Annotated in this window: 18 protein-coding genes; 11 read left to right on the top strand and 7 right to left on the bottom strand. The window is 73.2% G+C overall.

What is annotated here, in order from left to right:
• Positions 1-67: 67 nt before the first annotated feature.
• A complete protein-coding gene (leuE, locus tag LQ51_RS29570; RefSeq protein WP_046571422.1) occupies positions 68-736 on the bottom strand; it encodes a leucine efflux protein LeuE in 669 nt (222 codons plus the stop codon).
• Complete coding sequence (locus LQ51_RS29565; RefSeq protein WP_046571420.1) at positions 733-1,980, bottom strand: bifunctional pyridoxamine 5'-phosphate oxidase family protein/GNAT family N-acetyltransferase; 1,248 nt, start codon at positions 1,978-1,980, stop codon at positions 733-735. Before LQ51_RS29565 ends, leuE begins: the two co-directional genes overlap by 4 nt.
• Positions 1,981-2,018: 38 nt before the next feature.
• Here LQ51_RS29565 and LQ51_RS29560 point away from each other — a divergent pair, with 38 nt between their 5' ends.
• Positions 2,019-3,356, top strand: coding sequence for an aminotransferase class I/II-fold pyridoxal phosphate-dependent enzyme (locus LQ51_RS29560; RefSeq protein ID WP_046571418.1), 1,338 nt, complete (start codon positions 2,019-2,021; stop codon positions 3,354-3,356).
• Positions 3,357-4,508: 1,152 nt separating this feature from the next.
• Positions 4,509-5,207 carry a UdgX family uracil-DNA binding protein gene (locus LQ51_RS29555; protein ID WP_046571416.1) on the top strand — a complete coding sequence of 233 codons (699 nt, stop codon included), beginning with the start codon at positions 4,509-4,511 and terminating at the stop codon, positions 5,205-5,207.
• A 363-nt stretch (positions 5,208-5,570) separates the two neighbouring features.
• Here the strand turns inward: LQ51_RS29555 and LQ51_RS29550 are convergent, their stop codons facing one another.
• Positions 5,571-6,224, bottom strand: a complete 654-nt coding sequence (locus tag LQ51_RS29550; protein ID WP_046571415.1) for a 4a-hydroxytetrahydrobiopterin dehydratase — start codon at positions 6,222-6,224, stop codon at positions 5,571-5,573.
• Positions 6,225-6,318: 94 nt separating this feature from the next.
• Between LQ51_RS29550 and LQ51_RS29545 the strand changes: the two genes are divergently transcribed.
• From LQ51_RS29545 to rny, 8 genes are all read left to right on the top strand, one after another.
• The gene (locus LQ51_RS29545) at positions 6,319-7,056 is read left to right on the top strand and encodes a GNAT family protein (protein ID WP_046571414.1); all 738 of its coding nucleotides are present in this window, start codon (positions 6,319-6,321) and stop codon (positions 7,054-7,056) included.
• A gap of 55 nt (positions 7,057-7,111) precedes the next feature.
• Complete coding sequence (locus LQ51_RS29540; protein WP_046571413.1) at positions 7,112-8,254, top strand: acyl-CoA dehydrogenase family protein; 1,143 nt, start codon at positions 7,112-7,114, stop codon at positions 8,252-8,254.
• A gap of 94 nt (positions 8,255-8,348) precedes the next feature.
• Positions 8,349-9,665, top strand: coding sequence for an MFS transporter (locus tag LQ51_RS29535; RefSeq protein WP_046571411.1), 1,317 nt, complete (start codon positions 8,349-8,351; stop codon positions 9,663-9,665).
• 4 nt (positions 9,666-9,669) lie between these two features.
• Positions 9,670-9,870, top strand: coding sequence for a DUF3046 domain-containing protein (locus tag LQ51_RS29530; protein ID WP_046571409.1), 201 nt, complete (start codon positions 9,670-9,672; stop codon positions 9,868-9,870).
• A 185-nt stretch (positions 9,871-10,055) separates the two neighbouring features.
• Entirely contained in the window at positions 10,056-11,105 is a 1,050-nt protein-coding gene (recA, locus tag LQ51_RS29525) for a recombinase RecA (RefSeq protein WP_046571407.1), read from the top strand.
• Positions 11,106-11,116: 11 nt separating this feature from the next.
• Complete coding sequence (locus tag LQ51_RS29520) at positions 11,117-11,806, top strand: regulatory protein RecX (protein WP_046571406.1); 690 nt, start codon at positions 11,117-11,119, stop codon at positions 11,804-11,806.
• Between the two features lie 51 nt (positions 11,807-11,857).
• The gene (locus LQ51_RS29515; RefSeq protein WP_046571424.1) at positions 11,858-12,556 is read left to right on the top strand and encodes a 3-keto-5-aminohexanoate cleavage protein; all 699 of its coding nucleotides are present in this window, start codon (positions 11,858-11,860) and stop codon (positions 12,554-12,556) included.
• 829 nt (positions 12,557-13,385) lie between these two features.
• A complete protein-coding gene (gene rny / locus LQ51_RS29510) occupies positions 13,386-15,152 on the top strand; it encodes a ribonuclease Y (RefSeq protein WP_046571405.1) in 1,767 nt (588 codons plus the stop codon).
• 76 nt (positions 15,153-15,228) lie between these two features.
• On the opposite strand, the gene LQ51_RS29505 is transcribed toward rny, so the two are convergent.
• The 4 genes from LQ51_RS29505 to LQ51_RS29490 are packed head-to-tail and all read right to left on the bottom strand — an operon-like array spanning position 15,229 to position 18,629.
• On the bottom strand, positions 15,229-16,197 hold the full coding sequence (locus tag LQ51_RS29505; RefSeq protein WP_046571402.1) for an amino acid ABC transporter permease: 969 nt from the start codon (positions 16,195-16,197) through the stop codon (positions 15,229-15,231).
• Positions 16,194-16,901 carry an amino acid ABC transporter permease gene (locus LQ51_RS29500; protein WP_046571401.1) on the bottom strand — a complete coding sequence of 236 codons (708 nt, stop codon included), beginning with the start codon at positions 16,899-16,901 and terminating at the stop codon, positions 16,194-16,196. The genes LQ51_RS29505 and LQ51_RS29500 overlap by 4 nt, the downstream gene beginning before the upstream one ends.
• 37 nt (positions 16,902-16,938) lie before the next feature.
• On the bottom strand, positions 16,939-17,817 hold the full coding sequence (locus LQ51_RS29495) for a glutamate ABC transporter substrate-binding protein (RefSeq protein ID WP_046571400.1): 879 nt from the start codon (positions 17,815-17,817) through the stop codon (positions 16,939-16,941).
• A 56-nt stretch (positions 17,818-17,873) separates the two neighbouring features.
• Entirely contained in the window at positions 17,874-18,629 is a 756-nt protein-coding gene (locus LQ51_RS29490) for an amino acid ABC transporter ATP-binding protein (protein ID WP_046571399.1), read from the bottom strand.
• A gap of 197 nt (positions 18,630-18,826) precedes the next feature.
• Between LQ51_RS29490 and selD the strand changes: the two genes are divergently transcribed.
• Positions 18,827-19,816, top strand: a complete 990-nt coding sequence (gene selD / locus LQ51_RS29485; protein WP_046571394.1) for a selenide, water dikinase SelD — start codon at positions 18,827-18,829, stop codon at positions 19,814-19,816.
• Positions 19,817-19,886 lie beyond the last annotated feature (70 nt).

Here is a 19,886-nt window from a genome sequence, read left to right as displayed (position 1 = left end):
GAGTCAGCCGGAGGCGGTGGCGGGCGGCGGCCGGAGTCAGCCGGAGGCGGTGGCGAGCGGCGCCCGGTCAGCCGGAGGCGGTGGCGAGCTTGAGGCTGAAGCCGAGGAAGAGCACCGCCACGCCGGTGGTGGCACCGGCGGCGAGCCGGCGGCGGCGCTGGAACTGGGCGGCCAGGAAGGTGCCCGCGAAGATCAGCGCGGACAGGTAGAGCACGCTGGCCACCTGGGCGATCAGCCCGAGCAGCAGGAACGACAGCGCCGGCCAGGGGTAACCGGGGTCGACGAACTGGATGAAGAACGAGATGAAGAAGAGGATCGCCTTCGGGTTGAGCAGGCTGATCACCAGCGCCTTGCGGAACGGGCTACGCAGCGCGGCCGGTTCCGCCGCGTCGATCAGCCGCGGCGCGGCCGGGTCGTTGCGGTCGCGCCAGCGCCGCCACGCGCCGCGCAGCATGGTCAACCCCACATAGCCGAGGTACGCGGCGCCCGCGTACTTGATCACCAGGAAGAGCGGCGGGTACGCCTTGAGTAGCGACGCCACCCCGGCGGCGGAGAGGATCATCAGCACCGAGTCGCCGACGAACACGCCGCCGGCGGCCCGGTAGCCGGTGCCCACGCCCCGCCGGGCGGCGGTGGAGAGCACGAAGAGCGAGTTCGGTCCGGGCAGCAGCACGATGGCCACGGTCCCCAGCACGTACGTCCCGATGTCGGTGATGCCCAGCACGCCGGACATCATGCCGTCGGGGACACCGCCGGGCGAAGCCTTTCCCGCAGCTTGACCTGTGCGTTCGGCCACTCCTCGGCGAGCATGGAGTAGAGCGCGGACTGCCGCCAGGTGCCGTCGGGGCGGCGCCGGTTGGACCGCAGCGTCCCCTCCCGGGTGGCGCCGAGCCGCTCGATGGCCCGCTGGGACCGCTCGTTGAGGGTGCTGGTCTGCCAGGTGACCCGGACCGCGTCCAGCTCCTCGAAGGCCCGGGTGAGCAGCAGCAGTTTCGCCTCGGTGTTGATCCCGCTGCGCCACCACGGCTTGCCGAGCTGGGTGTAGCCGATCTCCACGGACCGCAGCTCCGGGTTCGGCTCGTAGTAGGAGGTGGTGCCGACCACCGCGCCGGTCACCGCGCAGCGCTGCACCCACGGGGTCCGGACACCACGCCGGTTGTCCGCCAGCGCGGCCCGGACGTAGCCGGCCAGCTCCGTCACGCCGGTCGGGCGGGGGCTGCCGAGGTACCGCCAGACCTCCTCGTCGTCGAGGGCGGCGTACAGCTCCTCGGCGTGGGACTCGTCCAGCGGCTCCAGCACGACGTGTTCGCCGCGCAGCACCACCGGCTCCAGCCAGGGCGAGCGCTCCGGCCGCAGGTGCGCCGGCAGCGGCGCGGTGACGCCGGCGGCCCGCTCCGGCGGCCCGGGGGTCAGCCGCAGCGGCACCACCCCGGCCCAGTACGGCAGGTCCAGGTCGGCCGGGTCGTCGGCGACCCCGCCGCTGCGGGCGCGGACCGAGACCTCGCGCAGGGGCAACGCCAGCACGGCCGTCTCGGCCAGCTCCTTGGGGCTGGGTGGCCGGCTGTCGGTGGACCGGCCGGGCGCGGCCTTCTCGACCAGCGCGGTCAGCACGGCGGCCTTCTCCCGCTGGTCGGTGACGAGGTGGGCGGTGCCGTGGGCGACGACCGAGCGGTAGTTGGCGCTGTGGTGGAACTGGGAGCGGCCGTAGATGAGCCCGTCGAGCAGGGTGACCGCGACGCAGACCGGTAGCCCGGCCGGACCGCGGGCGGCCAGCAGCGGGCGGCTGCCGGTGGAGCCGTGCAGGTAGAGCGTGTCCCTGAGGCGCACGTGCAGGGTGGGCAGTACGCGCGGCTCGCCGTCCACGGTGAACCCGAGCGCGCAATGGTAGGCCTCGTCCAGCACGGCGTGCGCGGCGGCCTTGTGGTAGCTCATCCGGTCCCGCGTCCGGTTGGCGGTGGTCCGTTCGGTCCGGGGGTACATGTGACCTCCCATCTTTGTTCTAGTACAATCTCCGAACTGTGGCAGCACGTTATCAGGTCGCCGGTTCCTCCTCCGCCGAGATTTCGGCCAGCGTGGAAACCGGCATCCGCACCGGCGCCCTCGCCCCCGGCGAGGCCCTGCCGGCCGTCCGCGCCCTCGCCGCCGCGCTGGCCGTCAGCCCGGCCACCGTGGCCAAGGCCTACCAGGAGCTGCGGCAGCGCGGCCTGGTCGCCACCGCCGGGCGGCACGGCACCCGGGTCCGCCCCCGGCCGCCGGTGGCCACCCGGCGCGCGGCGCTCATGCCGCCGCCGCTGCCCGGCGCCCGCGACCTCTCCGCCGGCCAGCCCGACAGCCGGCTGCTGCCGCCGCTCGGCCCGCACCTGGCCGCGCTCGCCGCCGAAATCGACCCGCCGACCGGGTACGCGGCCAGCGCGGTCCGATCAGAGCTGGCCGCCGCGGCCCGCGAGCGGCTCGTCGCCGACGGCGTACCGGCCGAGGAGATCACCGTGACCGGGGGCGCGCTGGACGGCATCGAGCGGCTGCTCGCCGCCCACCTGCGCCCGGGCGACGCGGTCGCCGTCGAGGACCCCGGCTGGGCCAACCTGCTCGACCTGATCGCCGCGCTCGGGCTGCGCGCGATCGGCGTGCCGGTGGACGACGACGGTCCCAGCGAACCGGGGGTGCGGGCCGCGCTGGCCGCCGGGGCGCGCGCCCTGGTCGTCACCAGCCGGGCCCAGAACCCGACCGGCGCCGCCGTCTCCGCCGAGCGTGCCGGCGCCCTGCGTACGCTCCTCGCCGGCCGCGCCGACCTGCTGCTGATCGAGGACGACCACGCCGCCGAGCTGGCCGGCGTACCGCTGCACCCGCTCGCCGGGGCGACCCCGGCGTGGGCCTTCGTCCGGTCGGTGAGCAAGCCCTACGGCCCGGACCTGCGGCTGGCGGTGCTCACCGGCGACGAGGCCACGGTGGCCCGGGTGGCCGGCCGGGCCCGGGTCGGCGCCGGCTGGGTCTCCACCGTGCTGCAACGCCTGGTGGTGGCGCTCTGGCAGGACCCGGCCACCAGCGACCTGGTACGTCGGGCCGGGGAGAGCTACGAGCGGCGGCGCGACGGGCTGGTCGCGGCCCTGGCCGCGCTGGGCGTGGCCGCGCACGGGCGCACCGGGATCAACGTCTGGGTCCCGGTGCCGGACGAGACCCTGGCCGTCACCGCGCTGCGCGACGCCGGCTGGTCGGTCGCCCCCGGCGCGCTGCACCGGATCGCCGCCGCCCCCGGCGTACGGATCACGGTCAGCTCCCTGGACGAGGCCGACCTGGCCCCGCTCGCCACGGCGGTGGCCCGCGCGGTCCGTCCCGCCCCCACCGGCTTCACCACCTGATCACGCTGCCAACGCGGCCGTCGGTCGGTCCGTCGGCCGGTCGGGTCCGTCGGACGTGGGCTGGCGCGCGACATGCGGCATGTCGTGGCATCGGAGGCGTTGGAGGGCCCGAGATGCCGCATCTCGCGCCCGGCACCGGGCATGGTTCGTCGGGACGTGGGCCGGTGCGCGGCATGCGGCATGTCGTGGCATCGGAGGCGTTGGAGGGCCCGAGATGCCGCCATCTCGCGCCCGGCACCGGCACGGTCCGTCGGACGTGGGCCGGCGGCGACGTGCGGCATGTCGTGGCATCGGAGGTGTCGGGGGGCCCGAGATGCCGCATCTCGTGCCCGACAACCCGGGCACGGTCCGTCGGACGTGGGCCGGTGCGCGGCATGCGGCATGTCATGGCATCGAAGGCGTTGGAGGGCCCGAGATGCCGCCATCTCGCGCCCGACAACCCGGGCACGGTCCGTAGGACGTGGGCCGGCCGCGACGTGCGGCATGTCGTGGCATCGGAGGCGTCGGAGGGCCCGAGATGCCGCATCTCGCGCCCCGCACCGGGCACGGCCAGGCATGGCGGGCAGTGGAGCGGGTAGGCCCGGCGCGGAGGTGGGGCGAATGGCTGGCAACAGGTCCCGGACCGGTGTCTGGATCGGCGTGGCCGCCGTGGTGATCATCCTGATCATCATCGCGATCGCACTGGCCTCGCGCGGCGGCGGTGGCGGCAACGGCTACTGACCCGGCCGCCCCCGCTCCGGCACGAGGCGCCCGGCCTGGCACGTGGCGCCCGGCCTGGCACGTGGCGCCCGGCCTGGCACGTGGCGCCCGGCCTGGCACGTGGTGCCCGGCCTGGCACGTGGTGCCCGGCCTGGCACGTGGCGCCCGGCCTGGCACGTGGCGCCCGGCCTGGCACGTGGCGCCCGGCCGGCACGAGCGTCCGGCCTGGCACGTAATGCCCGGCCTGGCACGAGCGTCCGACCCGGCACGAGCGTCCGGCCGGGATTGAGCGGCCGGCCCGGCATGGGGCGCCCGGCCCGGCACGTGGCGCTTGGTCCGGCACGAGCGTCCGGCCTGGCACGAGCGACTGGCCCGGCACGAGCGGCTGGCCAAGGGTCGAGTGGCCGGCCGGGTGCGCGGCGGGGCCGACGAAACCGGTATATAAAAGTCGCCATGGCCGAGACCGAGAGCGCGCCCGGTGCCCAGGAGTTCATCCCGCCGCGGGCGAGAACCATCGACCAGCTCCGGGCCGCGGCAGCCGACTGTCGGGGCTGCGAGCTCTACCGCGACGCCACCCAGACCGTCTTCGGCCGGGGCGACGAGAGCGCCCGGGTGGTCTTCGTGGGGGAGCAGCCCGGCGACATGGAGGACCGGCAGGGCCTGCCCTTCGTCGGTCCAGCGGGCCGGGTGCTGCGCCGGGCGGTGGACGACGCCGGGATCCCCGCCGACCGGGTGTACATCACGAACGCCGTGAAGCACTTCCGCTTCGAGCTGCGCGGCAAGCGCCGGATCCACCAGACGCCGGACCGGGTGCACATCACCGCCTGCCGGCCCTGGCTGGTCGCCGAGTTCGCCCGGCTCCGCCCGGACCTGATCGTGGTGCTGGGTGCCACCGCCGCCAAGGCGCTGCTCGGCCCGGCGTTCCGGGTCACGAAGCAGCGCGGTGAGCTGATGTCCTGGCCCGCCGCCGCCCAGCGCCCGGAGGACTTCGCTCAGGTGCCGGTGGACAGCGCCGGGAAGGTGACCGACGCGCCCGAGACCCGGCTGCTCGCCACCATCCACCCGTCGGCGGTGCTGCGCGCCGACAACCAGGACATCGCGTACGACGGCCTGGTCGCCGACCTCAAGGTCGCCGCCCGCGTGCTGCGCTGAGACGACGACCCCGGGGCCAGCGCCTGCGGCAGCGGACGGGCCCCGCGCGCCGCGTGCGGTAGCGGCCGCCGCTGCTCGACCCCGGCCTTCCGGTCGACGACGGCGGCCTACCGGCCGACCCCGGCGGTGGCGGGGGCCTTCCGGCCGACCCGGCGGTGGCGGGGGCCTTCCGGCCGACGACGGCGGCCTTCCGGCCGACCCCGGCGGTAGCGGGGGCCTACCGGCCGACGACGGCGGTAGCAGCGGCCGCCCGATCCCGGCGATAGCGGCGGCCTAGCGGCCCACGACGGCGGTAGCGGCGGCCTTCCGGCCGACGACGGCGGTGACAGCCTGGCCACCGTGTGCCGCCCGCCGGACGGGCGGTCAGTCGCGGCCCTGCCAGGTGCAGAGGCAGACCCGGTTGCCGTCGCCGTCGGCGAGCACCCAGAAGTGTGGCGCCGCCGCGTCGCTGACCAGCGTCCCGCCGGCGGCCAGCGCGGCGTCGATACGCGACGGTACCTCGGCCGGGTCCACCCAGACGTCCGGGTGCCAGCGCTGCCGGGGTTCCTCCCGGCCGGACTCCTGGAACCACACCGTGGGCAGCGTGCCGGCCGGGTCGCGCAGCTCGTCGCCGAAGCCCGGCCCGGCCCGGTGGTCGGTGGCGAGGACGGCCCGCCAGAACGGCAGCACCGCGGCGAAGTCCGGGCTGTCCAGCGCGAGTTCCAGCCGGGAGACGCCGGCGTGGCTCAGGGTCACCCCGGCCGCCTCGGCGATCGTCGAGATGGCCCGGGCCAGCCGGATGTCGCGCCGGGTGACCCCACGCGCGTCGTGCGACCAGAGCCGGACGTCGACGTGGGTGTAGCGCAGGTCGAGGTCGGGATGGTGGTCCATCCGTTCGGCCTCCGCCCCGATCGCGTCCACGATCGCCAGTCCGGTGGCGAAGTCGGGCGTCCCGATCCTGGTCTGCAGGGCGCCCAGCAGGTATGTCCATCCGGTCAGGTGCTCGTCGGCGATCTGCTCTCCGGTGAGTGTGCTCATCCCGCCATGCTGGCGTACCGGGGGTGGATCGGCCCAGCCGGACGGCGGCGAATTGGACCTGCACCGGGTCGACCACCGGGCTTAGCTTCGGGGCATGACGAGTGATCTTGAGTTGTCCGTCCGGAACGCCGCCGTCATGTGGACGGCGCTCGCCGAGAGCCGGGGGCACCCGCTGCTGCGCCGGCCGGGCTTCCTCGCCGTACGGGGTGACGTCGCCGCCGGGCTGCGGATCCTGGTACGCGAGCCGGACCCGTCGCCGGAGGACCGGGCCGTGCTGGCCGAACTGGTCCGCGGCCGGACCGGCCCGGTGGTCGTCGAGGACCAGTACGCGCGCCTGGACCTGGCCGGCCTCGGCCTGACTCCGCGCACCCTGCCGGTGATGATCCGCCACCCCGGGCCGGTGCCCGAGTCACCGATGCCGGTCATCCCGGTCGCGTACGCCGACCAGTTGGCCGCCGCCGAGGAGGTGGTGGTGCACGGCTTCCCGCTGGAGCCGTTCCAGCCGTACCGCCCGGGGCAGGCGTTCCCGCCCGCCCTGCTGGACCGGCCGGAGGTCCGCTTCTTCCTGATCCAGCGGGGCGTCGACGGCACCACCGGGCTGGGCGCCCCGCCGGCCGGGGCCTGCCTGACCGTCCGGGACGAGGGCGTCGGCCTCTACTGGATGACCAGCCTGCCCGCGCACCGGTCCCGGGGCGTGGGCCGGGCCCTGCTGCACGGCGTGCTGGGCCGGTTCGGCGACGTACCCATGGCCCTCACCGCCGCCCGCGCGGGCCGTCCGCTCTACGACTCGCTCGGCTTCCGGCCGGTCGCCGACGCCCTCTGGTGGGCGTGAGGCCGCGCGACCGCGGCCCTTCCCGCCGGCCGCCCCGGCGGGCAGACTCGTCGGCATGGAGCAGCACCTCTACGAGTCCGTGCACGAAGATTTCCGGGACCTGTGCCGCGAGTTCCTCGCCCGGGAGGCGGTGCCGCACCACGCGCGCTGGGAGGCGGACGGAATCGTCGACCGGGAGGTGTGGCGTAAGGCGGGCGCGGCCGGGTTGCTCGGCATGGACGTCGACCCGGAGTACGGCGGCGGCGGCCAACGCGACTTCCGGTTCAACGCGGTGCTGGACGAGGAGATCGTCGCGTCCGGCTGCTCCGGGCTGGGCTTCGGGCTGCACAACGACGTGGTGGCACCGTACCTGACCGAGCTGACCACCGACGACCAGCGCAAGCGTTGGCTGCCCGGCTTCTGCTCCGGCGAGTTGGTGACCGCCATCGCGATGAGTGAGCCGGGCGCGGGCAGCGACCTGGCCGGCATCCGCACCACCGCGGTCCGCGACGGCGACGCCCTCGTGCTCAACGGGCAGAAGACCTTCATCACCAACGGTGAGCTGGCCGACCTCGTGGTGGTGGTCGCCAAGACCGCCCCGGACCAGGGCGCGCACGGGGTGAGCCTGATCGCGGTGGAGACCGGCACGCCCGGGTTCAGCCGTGGCCGGCGGCTGGCGAAGGTGGGGTTGAAGGCCAACGACACCGCCGAGCTGTTCTTCGACGACTGCCGGGTGCCGGCGGAGAACCTGATCGGCACCGAGAACCACGGCTTCTACCACCTGATGGCCAACCTGCCCCGGGAGCGGCTGAGCATCGCGGTCGCCGCGGTGGCCGCCGCGGAGAAGCTGCTGGCGCTCACCCTCGACTACGCCCGCACCCGGGAGGCGTTCGGCCGGCCGATCGGGAAGTTCCAGCACAACCGCTTCCTCCTGGCCGAGCTGGACACCGAGGTGACCATCGCGCGGACCTTCGTCAACCACTGCGTCGCCGAGTACGACGCCGGCCGGCTCTCGGTCACCGACGCGGCTAAGGCCAAGTGGTGGACCACCGAGCTGCAGAACAAGGTCGCCGACCGCTGCCTGCAACTGCACGGCGGCTACGGCTTCATGCTCGAGTACCCCGTGGCGCGGGCCTGGCTGGACGGGCGGGTGCAGACCATCTACGGCGGCACCACCGAGATCATGAAGGAGATCATCGGCCGGGGCCTCGGCCTCTAGGGTCCGGGGTCGGGACACGGGCCCTCGGCAGAACCGGGTGGAGCTGGCCGGGTCCGGTGCGCGAGGATGGGTCGCCGCTTACCGAGGAGAAGCCATGGCCACCGACATCACGGCGCCGCCGCTCACCCGGCCCGACGTCGCGCCGATCCAGCGGCGGACGCTGCGCCTGCTCTTCCTGACCCAGATCATCGGTGGCATCGGGGTCACCATCGGCATCGCCGTGGGCGCGCTGCTCGCCGCCCGGATCGCCGGCACCGCGGTGGCCGGCCTGGCGCAGAGCGCGGCCGTGGTGGGTGGGGCGCTGCTGGCCGTACCGGTGACCCGGATCATGACCGGCCACGGCCGCCGGCCCGGCCTGGCGGTGGCGTACCTCGCGGGGGCGGCCGGCGGCGTGCTGGTGGTGCTCGCCGCGGTCACCCGCTGGGTGCCGCTGCTCTTCCTCGGCATGCTGCTCTTCGGCGGCGGCAGCGCGGCCAACCTCCAGGCCCGCTACGCCGCGGTCGACCTCGCTGAGCCGGCCCGTCGGGGGCGGCAGCTCTCGCTGATCGTCTGGGCCACCACCATCGGTGCGGTGGCCGCGCCGAACTTCGCCGCGCTCGCCGACGACACCACCAGCGGCTGGGGTCTGCCGCCGCTGGCCGGCCCGTTCGCGTTCAGCGCCGCCGCGTTCGTACTGGCGGCGGTCGTCCTGCTGGTCCTGCTCCGGCCCGACCCGCTGCTCACCGCGCGCCGGCTGGCGGCGGCCGACGCGCCGCCGGCCGCGCCGGGCGCCGGGTCGGCATCGGCCGCCCCGCGCGGCGCGGGGATGGTGCGTGCGGCCTGGCAGGTGGTACGCGGGCGGCCCGCCGCCCGGCTCGGCATCGCGGCCGTGGCGGTGGGGCACGTGGTGATGGTCGCGGTGATGTCGATGACCCCGGTACGGCTCGGCGAGTTCCACCACGACGCCGACGTGCTGCGGGTGGTCGGCATCGTGCTGAGCCTGCACATCGCCGGCATGTACGCGCTCTCGCCGGTGGTGGGCTGGCTGACCGACCGGCTCGGCCGGCGGGCGGTGATCCTCGGCGGGGTCGGGGTGCTGTTGGCCGCGTGTGCCGTGGCCGGCACGGCCGGGCACCACACGCCGGCGCTCTCCGTCGGGCTGACGCTGCTCGGGCTGGGCTGGTCGGGCACCATGGTGGCCGGTTCCACGCTGCTGTCGGAGTCGGTGCCGGCCGCCGTACGCCCGGTCGTGCAGGGCTTCTCCGACCTGGTCATGGGGTTGGCCGGGGCCAGCGCCGCGGCGCTGAGCGGGTTTGTCATGCGGATGGCCAGTTATCCGACGCTCACCCTGCTCGCGGCGATCGCGACGGTGCCGCTGGTGGCGCTAGCGTTGCGTCCGGTGCCACCGAGGGCACCCGGCGAGGAGGATTGACAACGTGCGGCTGACCGACTTCTGGGCGCGGCTGGAGGAGGCGTTCGGGCCGGGTTACGCGGCCAGCATCGCCAGCGACCAGGTGCTGCCCCAGCTCGGTGGGCGGACCATCGAGCAGGCCTTCGCCGCGGGTGAGGAGACCCACGTGGTCTGGCGGGCGGTGGTCGCCGCGTATCCCGACCGGGTGCCCGCGCGACTACGCTGAGCAGCCTTTTCGCCTCTTCGGCGTGTCGCTTGTCGAGTCGTACACCTGTTCGGCTATTGTCCACAGCGGGGTGCTCGTCCACAGCTCGCGGCCCGTCGGCTGGTTTTCTGTCGGACCCAGCGCCTAGCGTGTCCCGCGTGACGCGAAGCTCAGGGAAGACGCCGGCTAAGGCAGGGGTGGCAACGATGGCGGCAGGGCCGGACCGGGAGAAGGCGCTCGACCTTGCTCTCGCTCAGATCGACAAGCAGTTTGGCAAGGGTTCGGTGATGCGGCTGGGGGAGCGGCCGGTCGTGCAGACCGCCGTCATCCCGACCAGCTCCATCGCGCTCGACGTGGCGCTCGGCGTGGGCGGTCTGCCCCGCGGCCGGGTCGTCGAGATCTACGGTCCGGAGTCCAGCGGTAAGACCACCGTGGCGCTGCACGCGGTGGCCAACGCGCAGCGGGCCGGCGGCATCGCCGCCTTCATCGACGCCGAGCACGCGCTCGACCCGGAGTACGCGAAGGCCCTCGGCGTCGACACCGACGCCCTGCTGGTCTCCCAGCCGGACACCGGCGAGCAGGCGCTGGAGATCGCCGACATGCTGGTCCGCTCCGGCGCGATCGACATCATCGTGATCGACTCGGTTGCGGCCCTGGTGCCGCGCGCCGAGATCGAGGGCGAGATGGGGGACAGCCACGTGGGTCTGCAGGCCCGGCTGATGAGCCAGGCGCTGCGCAAGATCACCGGTGTGCTCAACAACACCGGCACCACGGCGATCTTCATCAACCAGCTCCGCGAGAAGATCGGCGTGATGTTCGGCAGCCCGGAGACCACGACCGGTGGTCGCGCGCTGAAGTTCTACGCCTCGGTCCGGCTCGACGTGCGCCGCATCGAGAGCCTCAAGGACGGCACCGACGTGGTCGGCAACCGCACCCGGGTCAAGGTCGTGAAGAACAAGGTCGCGGCGCCGTTCAAGCAGGCCGAGTTCGACATCATGTACGGCAAGGGCATCTCCCGCGAGGGCTCGCTGATCGACGTCGGCGTGGAGCAGGCGATCATCCGCAAGTCCGGCGCCTGGTACACGTACGACGGCGACCAGCTCGGCCAGGGCAAGGAGAAGGCCCGCGAGTTCCTCCGGGAGAACCCGGACGTGGCCGCCGAGATCGAGAAGAAGATCCTCGAGAAGCTCGGCGTCGGGGCGGGCGCGGCGAGCGACGCCGCCGGCGGCCCGGAGCTGCCGCCGGTCGACTTCTGATCCGCTGACCCGTGGCAGGACGACGTGCCCGTACGGGGCGAGGCTGGGATGCCAGCCCGCCCCGCACGGGTGACGCCAGCACGCCCCGACCCCGCCGCGGCGGCCGTGGCCGCGCCACGGAACCCGACGCCGAGGCGACGCCCGCCCCGCCCCGCGACGAGGCCGAGGTGGCCCGCGAAATCTGCCTCCGGCAGCTCGCCGTGCGGCCCCGCACCCGGGCCGAGCTGGCCGGTGCTTTGGCCAAGCGGGGCATCTCCGAGGAGGTCGCCGCCGCGGTCCTCGACCGCTACGACGAGGTCGGCATCATCGACGACGCCGCCTTCGCCCGCGCCTGGGTGAGCAGTCGACACGCCGGCCGGGGGCTGGCCCGCCGGGCGCTCGCCAACGAGCTGCGCCAGCGCGGCGTCGACGGCGAGGTGGCCGGCGAGGCGCTCGAGGAGTTGGACGAGGAGACCGAGGCGGAGACCGCCCGGGCCCTGGTGGAGCGGAAGCTGCGGACGGCCCGGGGCGAGCCCGACGCGGTGTTCCGTCGCCTGGTCGGCATGCTCGCCCGCAAGGGCTACCCGCCGGGTGTGGCGATCCGGGCGGTCAAGGAGGCCCTCGCCGCGAAGAGCGCCGAGGCGGCCGAGTTCGCCGAGCACATCGACGCCGACGCCCTCGCCGACGCCGAGAACGATCTCGACTCCCGCCGGCTCGACTGACCGACCCGGCCGCCCTCGTCGCCGCTGCCGCTCCGAGGAGAGGTGCACACCGTGCTGAAGGCATGTCTCAACGGCACCCGGCGGCGGGACGAGCACGCCGCCGTGCCGCTGACCCCGGCCGAGCTGGCCGCCGACGCCGTACGCTGCGCGACCGCCGGGGTCGCGGCCGTGCACGTGCACCCGCGCGACGACACCGGCGCCGAGTCGCTCGCCCCGGCCGTGATCGCCGCGGCGGTCACCGCCATCCGGGCCGCCCGCCCTGGCCTGACGGTCGGGGTGAGCACCGGCGCCTGGATCGTCCCCGACCCGGCCGCCCGGGTCGCCGCCGTACGCGCCTGGACGGTGCTGCCCGACTTCGCCTCGGTCAACGCCCACGAGCCCGGAGCGGCCGAGGTGGCGGCCGCCCTGCACGAGCGCGGCGTGCTGGTCGAGGCGGGCCTCTGGACGCCGGCCGCGGTCGACGCCTGGCGGCGCTGGCGGACGCCCACCGGGCGGATCCTCGTCGAGTGCATGGCCGAGCAGGTCGGCACGGCGCTCGCCGACGCGGCGGCGATCCTCGCCGCGCTGCCCGGCGACCGCCCGCCGGTGCTGCTGCACGGCGAGGGCCCGGCCACCTGGCCCGTGTACGCCGAGGCGGCCCGGCGGGGTCTGCACACCCGGATCGGCCTGGAGGACACGCTGCTGCTGCCCGACGGCACCCCCGCCCCCGACAACGCGGCCCTGGTCACCACCGCCCGCACCTTCCCCTAACCGCCAACCCCCGACCCCCCGACCCCCCGCCCGTTACCCCCGACCCCACCCCGGCAGCCTCACTGCCAGGAGCCCCGCGTGGTTGATCAAGGAGTTCGCGTCGGCCCTCCGCTGTGAGATGACGCAAACTCCTTGATCACCGAGACGGGGGTCGGGTCCGGGTCGGGCGGGACGGGTCGGGGATGGTTCGGGGTGGGCGGTGGGGCGGGTTTGGGCAGGGTGGGGCTGGTGGCGGGGCGGGGTGAGGAGGCGGGTTTGTCCGTGGGTGTCCGGCATCTGATCACCAATGAGTGACGCCGCAACTTCTCTCCGTCCGGGTGGTTTGATCATGACTTCTTGACCGAACGGCCCCTGGCGACCTAGCCTCGCCATACAGGCTCACTTTGCCCGACCAGCGCAGGCTAAGCGCACAACATAGATCTCGTAACAGAACAGCATCACTTTGGCCAGCTTCACCGGCCCTTGACGGGTGCTCCGGAGCCCTCCGGAGCGTCCGACAACTGCAACCGGCCGCCAGCGGCGCTCCCGTGGGGGACACCGCCGACGGAAAGCTGCCCAGAACCAGCCGCTCTGGTCGGGCGTACAGAGCCGCAGGCACGCGTCCTTCGCGCGTGTCCTGCGGCGCCGACGTTCAGGGGGAGGCGGCCATGGCGGGGCGGCACAGGTTCACCGGCGGTCTGCCACACGGCCCGAGCCCTTCCCCGGAGGGCGGCACGTCCCTCCCGGCCGAGCTTCGGCACAACGGCAAGTCCCGGCGGAACGGTGAGCCCGGGTGGGTCACGGGAGCACGGCGGGACGCCGGGTCCGCGTACCGGTGCGGAGCCGCCGGATGAGCGCCTTCGACATCGTCCTGCTCGTGGTCGTGCTGCTGCTCGTCGTGGTGGTGGTCGGCGCCGTGCTGTTCGGCGTGCGTACCCTCAAGCGACTCAGCCTGGCGCCCGCGCCGGAGGATCCCGCGTTCATCGCGGAGAAGGACCGGCAGGAACAGTCCCTCGCCGCCCTGCGTACCGCCGCCGACGAGGCGAACAGCACCATCGACGTGGCGAAGTCGGCGGCCGCGGCGGCGCGGACCGAGGCGGCCGCGGCCAAGGCCGAGGCGAAGGCGGCCCGGGCCGAGGCCCGGCGCGTCCTCGACGACGCCCGCGCCGAGGCGGACACCGTGCTGGAACGCGCGCACAAGCAGGCCGAGGCGGACGCCGAGCAGCTGCGTACCACCGCCCGGCGCAGCGGCGAGCGGGAGGTGGCGGTGCTCGCCGCGACCACCCGCGAGCAGGCCGCCGAGGTGGAACGGCGGGCCGCCCGGATGGACGAGCGGGAGCGGCTGCATACCGAGGAGGTGGAGCGGCTCGCGGAGCGGGAACGGCAGCTCACCGCCGCCAGCGCCGCCCTTGCCGCCCGGGAGGCCGCGCTGGTCGAGCGGGAGCGGGCCGTCGCCGAGGCGGAGGAGGAGCGCCGCCGGGAGCTGGAGCGGGTGGCCGGGCTGACCGCCGACACGGCCCGCGCCGAACTGGTTGAGGCGATCGAGGGCCAGGCGAAGCGGGAGGCCGCGCTGCTGGTCCGCGACATCGAGGCCGACGCGCGCGGCACCGCCGAGCAGCGGGCCCGGCACATCGTGGTGGACGCCATCCAGCGGGTCGCCAGCGAGCAGACCGCGGAGAGTGTGGTCAGCGTCCTGCACCTGCCCGGTGACGAGATGAAGGGGCGGATCATCGGCCGGGAGGGGCGCAACATCCGCGCCTTCGAATCGGTCACCGGGGTCAACCTGATCATCGACGACACGCCCGAGGCGGTGCTGCTCTCCTGCTTCGACCCGGTACGCCGCGAGGTCGGCCGGCTCACCCTGGAGAAGCTGGTACTCGACGGCCGGATCCACCCGCACCGGATCGAGGAGGTCTACGACCTGGCCCGGCAGGAGGTCGAGGAGCTCTGCCACCGGGCCGCCGAGGACGCCCTCGTCGAGGTCGGCATCACCGAGATCCACCCGGAGCTGGTCACCCTGCTCGGCCGGCTGCGCTACCGGACGTCGTACGGGCAGAACGTGCTCAAGCACCTGGTGGAGACCGCGCACATCGCCGGAATCATGGCCGCCGAGCTGCGACTGGACGTACCGACCATCAAGCGCTGCGCGTTCCTGCACGACATCGGCAAGGCGCTCACCCACGAGGTGGAGGGCAGTCACGCCATCATCGGCGCCGACCTGGCCCGCAAGTACGGCGAGAGCGAGGACGTGGTGCACGCCATCGAGGCGCATCACAACGAGGTGCCGCCGCAGACCATCGAGGCGGTGCTCACCCAGGCCTCCGACGCCTGCTCCGGCGGACGGCCGGGGGCGCGGCGGGAGAGCCTGGAGGCGTACGTCAAGCGGCTGGAGCGGATCGAGGAGATCGCGGCCGGCAAGCTCGGCGTGGAGAAGGTCTTCGCCATGCAGGCGGGCCGCGAGATCCGGGTGATGGTCAAGCCGGACGACGTCGACGACATCGGCGCGGCGGTGCTGGCCCGGGACGTGGCCAAGCAGATCGAGGAGGAGCTGACGTATCCGGGTCAGATCCGGGTGACCGTGGTCCGCGAGTCCCGGGTCACCGAGATCGCCCGCTGACCGGCGAGGGCTGGCGGATCGACGACGAGGGCCGGTCCGGGTGGTCCGGACCGGCCCTCGCGCCGTCAGCGGTGGATCAGTTGCCGCCGGCGCCCTCGGCCTGCGAGATGAGGGCGGTGGCCGGGGCCTGCTGCGCCGGCGTACCGGCGGTCTTGCGACCGCGGGCGAGCCGGTGCTGGACGAACTGGGCCAGCTTCGACAGCGAGTAGTTCGCCGCGATGAACAGCACGGCGATCACGGCGTAGACCTGGATGGGGTTGCCCAGCACACCGATGATCTGCTTGCCGATGTTCAAGGTCTCCTCGTAGCTGATGATGAAGCCGAGCGAGGTGTCCTTGAGCACCACGACGAGCTGGCTGATCAGCGCCGGGAGCATGATCCGGAACGCCTGCGGCAGCAGGATCATCCGGGTGGTCTGCGCGGGGGAGAGGCCGATCGCGGCGGCGGCCTCCGCCTGGCCACCGGGCAGGCCCTCCATGCCGGAGCGGAGGATCTCGGCGATCACCACGGAGTTGTAGACGGTCAGGCCGATGACCAGGTACCAGAGGTTGTCGAACGAGACGCCGAACTCGGGGAAGCCGCGCGCCACGAAGAAGATCGTGAGGACGACGGGGAGCCCCCGGAACACCTCGACGCAGATCCGGGTCACCACGGACAGCAGCACGCTCAACCCGCGCAACAGGTACGCCAGCGGCGTGGCCAGGCCGGTGAAGCGGCGCCGGGTGAGGCTCTTGAGCTGGATCCGCAGCACGGCGAGCAGGGTGCCGATGATCAGCGAGGAGAGGATCGCCAGCGCGGCGGCGGTCAGGGTGTGCCGCAGGCCGACGCCGAAGCGTTCCCAGACCTGGGAGAAGTTCTCGTTCGAGGGGTCGATCAGCGGACCCCAGAGCTCCATCGAGAACTGGCCCTTGTCGGCCAGCGGCCGGTAGATCAGGAAGTAGGCGCCGACGAGCACCACCACGGTGGCGATCAGGCTGCTGATCAGCGTGATCCGCCGCTGCCGCGGCCCGGGGACGTCGTAGAGGACGCTGGTCTGCTGGCTCACCGGGCCACCGCCTGTCGCTTCTCGATCCGGTCGAGGAGGGCGCCGAGCGGCACCGTCATGATCAGATAGCCGACCGAGATGCCGATGGCGACCGGGATGAAGGCGTAGCCGCCGGCCGAGGTGAGCTGGTCGGCGGTCTGGGAGAGGTCACCGATCACGCCGAAGAAGCCGACCAGCGCGGAGTTCTTGATCATCGCGATGATGACCGAGCCGAGCGGCACGATCGACGCCTTCCAGGACTGCGGCAGCACCACGTACCGCAGATTCTGACCGAAGGTGAGGCCGAGCGAACGGGCGGCCTCGGCCTGCCCCGCGGGCACCGCGTTCACCCCGGAGCGCAGCGCCTCGCAGACGAAAGCCGCGGTGTAGAGCGAGAGCGCGATCAGGGCGAACCGGAAGTACGGCAGGTCGGTGCCGAGCCGGCTGAAGACCGCGTCCAGCCCGGGGATCCGCAGGAAGTCGGCGTTCGACCCGAGCGCGGGCAGGCCGAACGCGGCGAAGAACATCACCACGGTCAATGGCATGTTCCGGAAGACGGTCACGTACGCGGTGCCGAGCGCGCGCAGCGGCGGCACCGGGGAGATTCGCAGCACCGCCACGACGGCGCCCAGGATCAGGGCGCCGATCGCGGCGAGGATGCAGATCTGGAGGGTGAGCCAGAATCCACCCGCGAAGACGTCGAACTTGTCGATGAGCACACTCACGGGTCGGTTTCCTCCCCACCCTCCAGATCAGTACGGATCAGTAGCGGTTGATCGTGGGAGCGTCGCCCAGGGTGGCGCCGAACTTGCCGGCGGTGTCGTCCCAGGCCTTCTTCCAGCGGCCGTCCTGCATGGCCTTGTCCAGCACGTCGTTGATGAAGTTACGGAAGTCGGTGTCCTCCTTCTTGACACCGATGCCGTACGGCTCCTTGGTGAAGTTGTCGCCGGCCATCTTGAAGGAGGCCTCGTCCTTGGCGATGTAGCCGAGCAGGATCACGTTGTCCGTGGTGACCGCGTCGACCTGGCCGCTCTTCAGGGCGTCCCGGCACTTGTCGTAGGTGTCGAAGGGCACCACCTGGGTGGCGACGTCCTTGACGTACTTCTTGATCTCCTCGATCGGCGTGGAGCCGGTCACCGAGCAGACCTTCTTGGTGCCGTCCTTGAACGAGTCCGGGCCGGTGATGCTGCTGTCGTCCTTGCGGACCATGATGTTCTGGCCGGCCTCGTAGTACGGCCCGGCGAAGGCGATCCGTTCCTTGCGCTTGTCGTTGATCGTGTAGGTCGCGGCGACCAGGTCGACGGTGCCGTTGACGATCACGTCCTCACGGACCTTCGACGGGGTCTCCACGTACTCGATCTTGTCCTCGGGGATGCCGAGTTCCTTGACGATGATCTTGGCGACCTCGACGTCGAAGCCCTCCGGCTTGCCCGACAGGCCCTTCTGCCCGAAGCCCGGCTGGTCGAACTTGGTGCCGATCTTGATCTTCTGCGCCTTGTTGAGCTTCTCCATGGTGCTGCCGGCGGCGAAGGACTTGCTGCCGCTGCCGGTGCCCTCGTCGCCGTCGTCACCGCCGCAGGCGGCCATGCCCAACGCCAGGGTCGCCGCCGCGGCGACCGCGGCCACGCGCATCAAACGCATACTCTTCTCCTTCATCGACGGAGCCACCGGGGAACGGCGCGCTCCACTACGGACGCTCAGTGGGTGAGGATCTTGGAGAGGAAGTCCTTGGCCCGCTCGCTTTGCGGGTTCGCGAAGAACTCGGTCGGCGGGGCCTCCTCGACCAGTTGGCCGTCGGCCATGAAGACGACCCGGTTCGCCGCGTGCCGGGCGAAGCCCATCTCGTGGGTGACCACGACCATGGTCATGCCGTCGCGGGCCAGCGAGGTCATCACGTCCAGCACCTCGCCCACCATCTCCGGGTCGAGCGCGCTGGTCGGCTCGTCGAAGAGCATCGCTTTGGGCTGCATCGCGAGGGCGCGGGCGATCGCCGCCCGCTGCTGCTGGCCGCCGGAGAGCTGCGCCGGATACTTGTCGGCCTGGTTGGCGATGCCGACCCGGTCCAGCAGGGCCAGGCCGCGCTCGCGGACGGCGGCCGGCTTCTCCTTGCGGACCTTGACCGGGCCGAGGGTGACGTTTTCCAGGATGGTCTTGTGCGCGAAGAGGTTGAACGACTGGAAGACCATGCCGACCTCGCTGCGCAGCTTGGCCAGGGCCCTGCCCTCGGCCGGCAGGGGGGTGCCGTCGAAGGTGATGGTGCCCGAGTTGATCGGCTCCAGCCGGTTGATCGTGCGGCAGAGCGTCGACTTGCCCGAACCGGACGGGCCGATGACCACGACCACCTCGCCCCGGCCGACGGAGAGCGACACGTCATCCAGCACGTGCAGGGGGCCGAACCACTTGTTGACCCCGTCCAGCACGATGAGCGGTTCGCCCGTCGCCACGTCGTTCACCGTCCCTGTCGTCCGTCCGGATTGCGGGGTCGATCGACCCCCGGTTGGGCAACTGTAGGCGGGGGGATGTGGCGGAACGCAACTCAAATGGTCACGGAGCGGTAACACCGGTCACCGACGTACCCGGGCGTCCGAAATTCGTCACGCCACGGCCGGTACGAGTGGCGGAGCCAGTGCCGGGCCGAGATCATGGGGAGATGACCGAGCGGCTCCGGCTGACCGATTACGCCCGCGGCGGCGGCTGCGCCTGCAAGATCCCGCCGGGAGAGCTGGAGGCCATGGTCGCCGGGCTCGCCCCGCCCGCTGGCACGGCGGATCTGCTGGTCGGGCTGGAGCACGGCGACGATGCCGCGGTGGTCCGGCTGGACGAGCGGACCGGCCTGGTGAGCACCGCCGACTTCTTCACCCCGGTGGTCGACGACGCGTACGACTGGGGCCGGATCGCCGCGGCCAACGCGCTCTCCGACGTGTACGCCATGGGCGGCACGCCGCTGGTGGCGCTGAACCTGCTCTGCTGGCCGCGCGACGTGCTGCCCCTCGAGTTGGCGCGGGAGGTGCTGCGCGGCGGTCAGGACGTGGCCCGGGACGCCGGCTGCCACCTGGCCGGCGGGCACAGCGTCGACGACGACGGCCCCAAGTACGGCCTCGCGGTCACCGGCACGGTCCGGCCCGAGGAGTTGATCACCCTGGACGCCGGCCGGGCCGGGCTGCCGCTGTCGCTGACCAAGCCGCTCGGTGTCGGCGTGCTCAACACCCGGCACAAACGTACCGGGGAGCAGTTCCCGGAGGCCGTCGCGTCGATGGCCCGGCTGAACCGGGACGCCGCCCGGGCCGCGGTCGCCGCGGGCATCCGCTGCGGCACCGACGTCACCGGCTTCGGGCTGCTCGGGCACGCCGTGAAGCTGGCCCGGGCCAGCCGGCTCACCGTGGCGATCGACGCGGCCGCGGTGCCCTACCTGCCCGGCGCCCGGGAGGCGCTGCGGGACGGGTACGTCAGTGGCGGCACCCGCCGCAACCTGGACTGGGTGAGCCCGTGGACCGACTTCGGCGGGGTCGACGAGGGGGAGCGGCTGCTGCTGGCGGACGCGCAGACCTCCGGCGGGCTGCTGGTGGCCGGCGAGGTGCCGGGCGGCACCGTGATCGGCGAGCTGCGGCCGGCGGGCGAGCACCTGATCCAGCTCCGCTGACGGCGGTGTGTTCCAGGCCCCGCCGACGGGCTGTCATTCGGGCCCGCTGGGGGGTGTCCCTATGGGTTTC

Source organism: Micromonospora sp. HK10, assembly GCF_000982955.1.
Taxonomy (GTDB): domain Bacteria; phylum Actinomycetota; class Actinomycetes; order Mycobacteriales; family Micromonosporaceae; genus Micromonospora.
The sequence above is the reverse complement of the archived record's forward strand: the minus strand, read 5'-3'. Positions and strand labels throughout refer to the sequence as shown.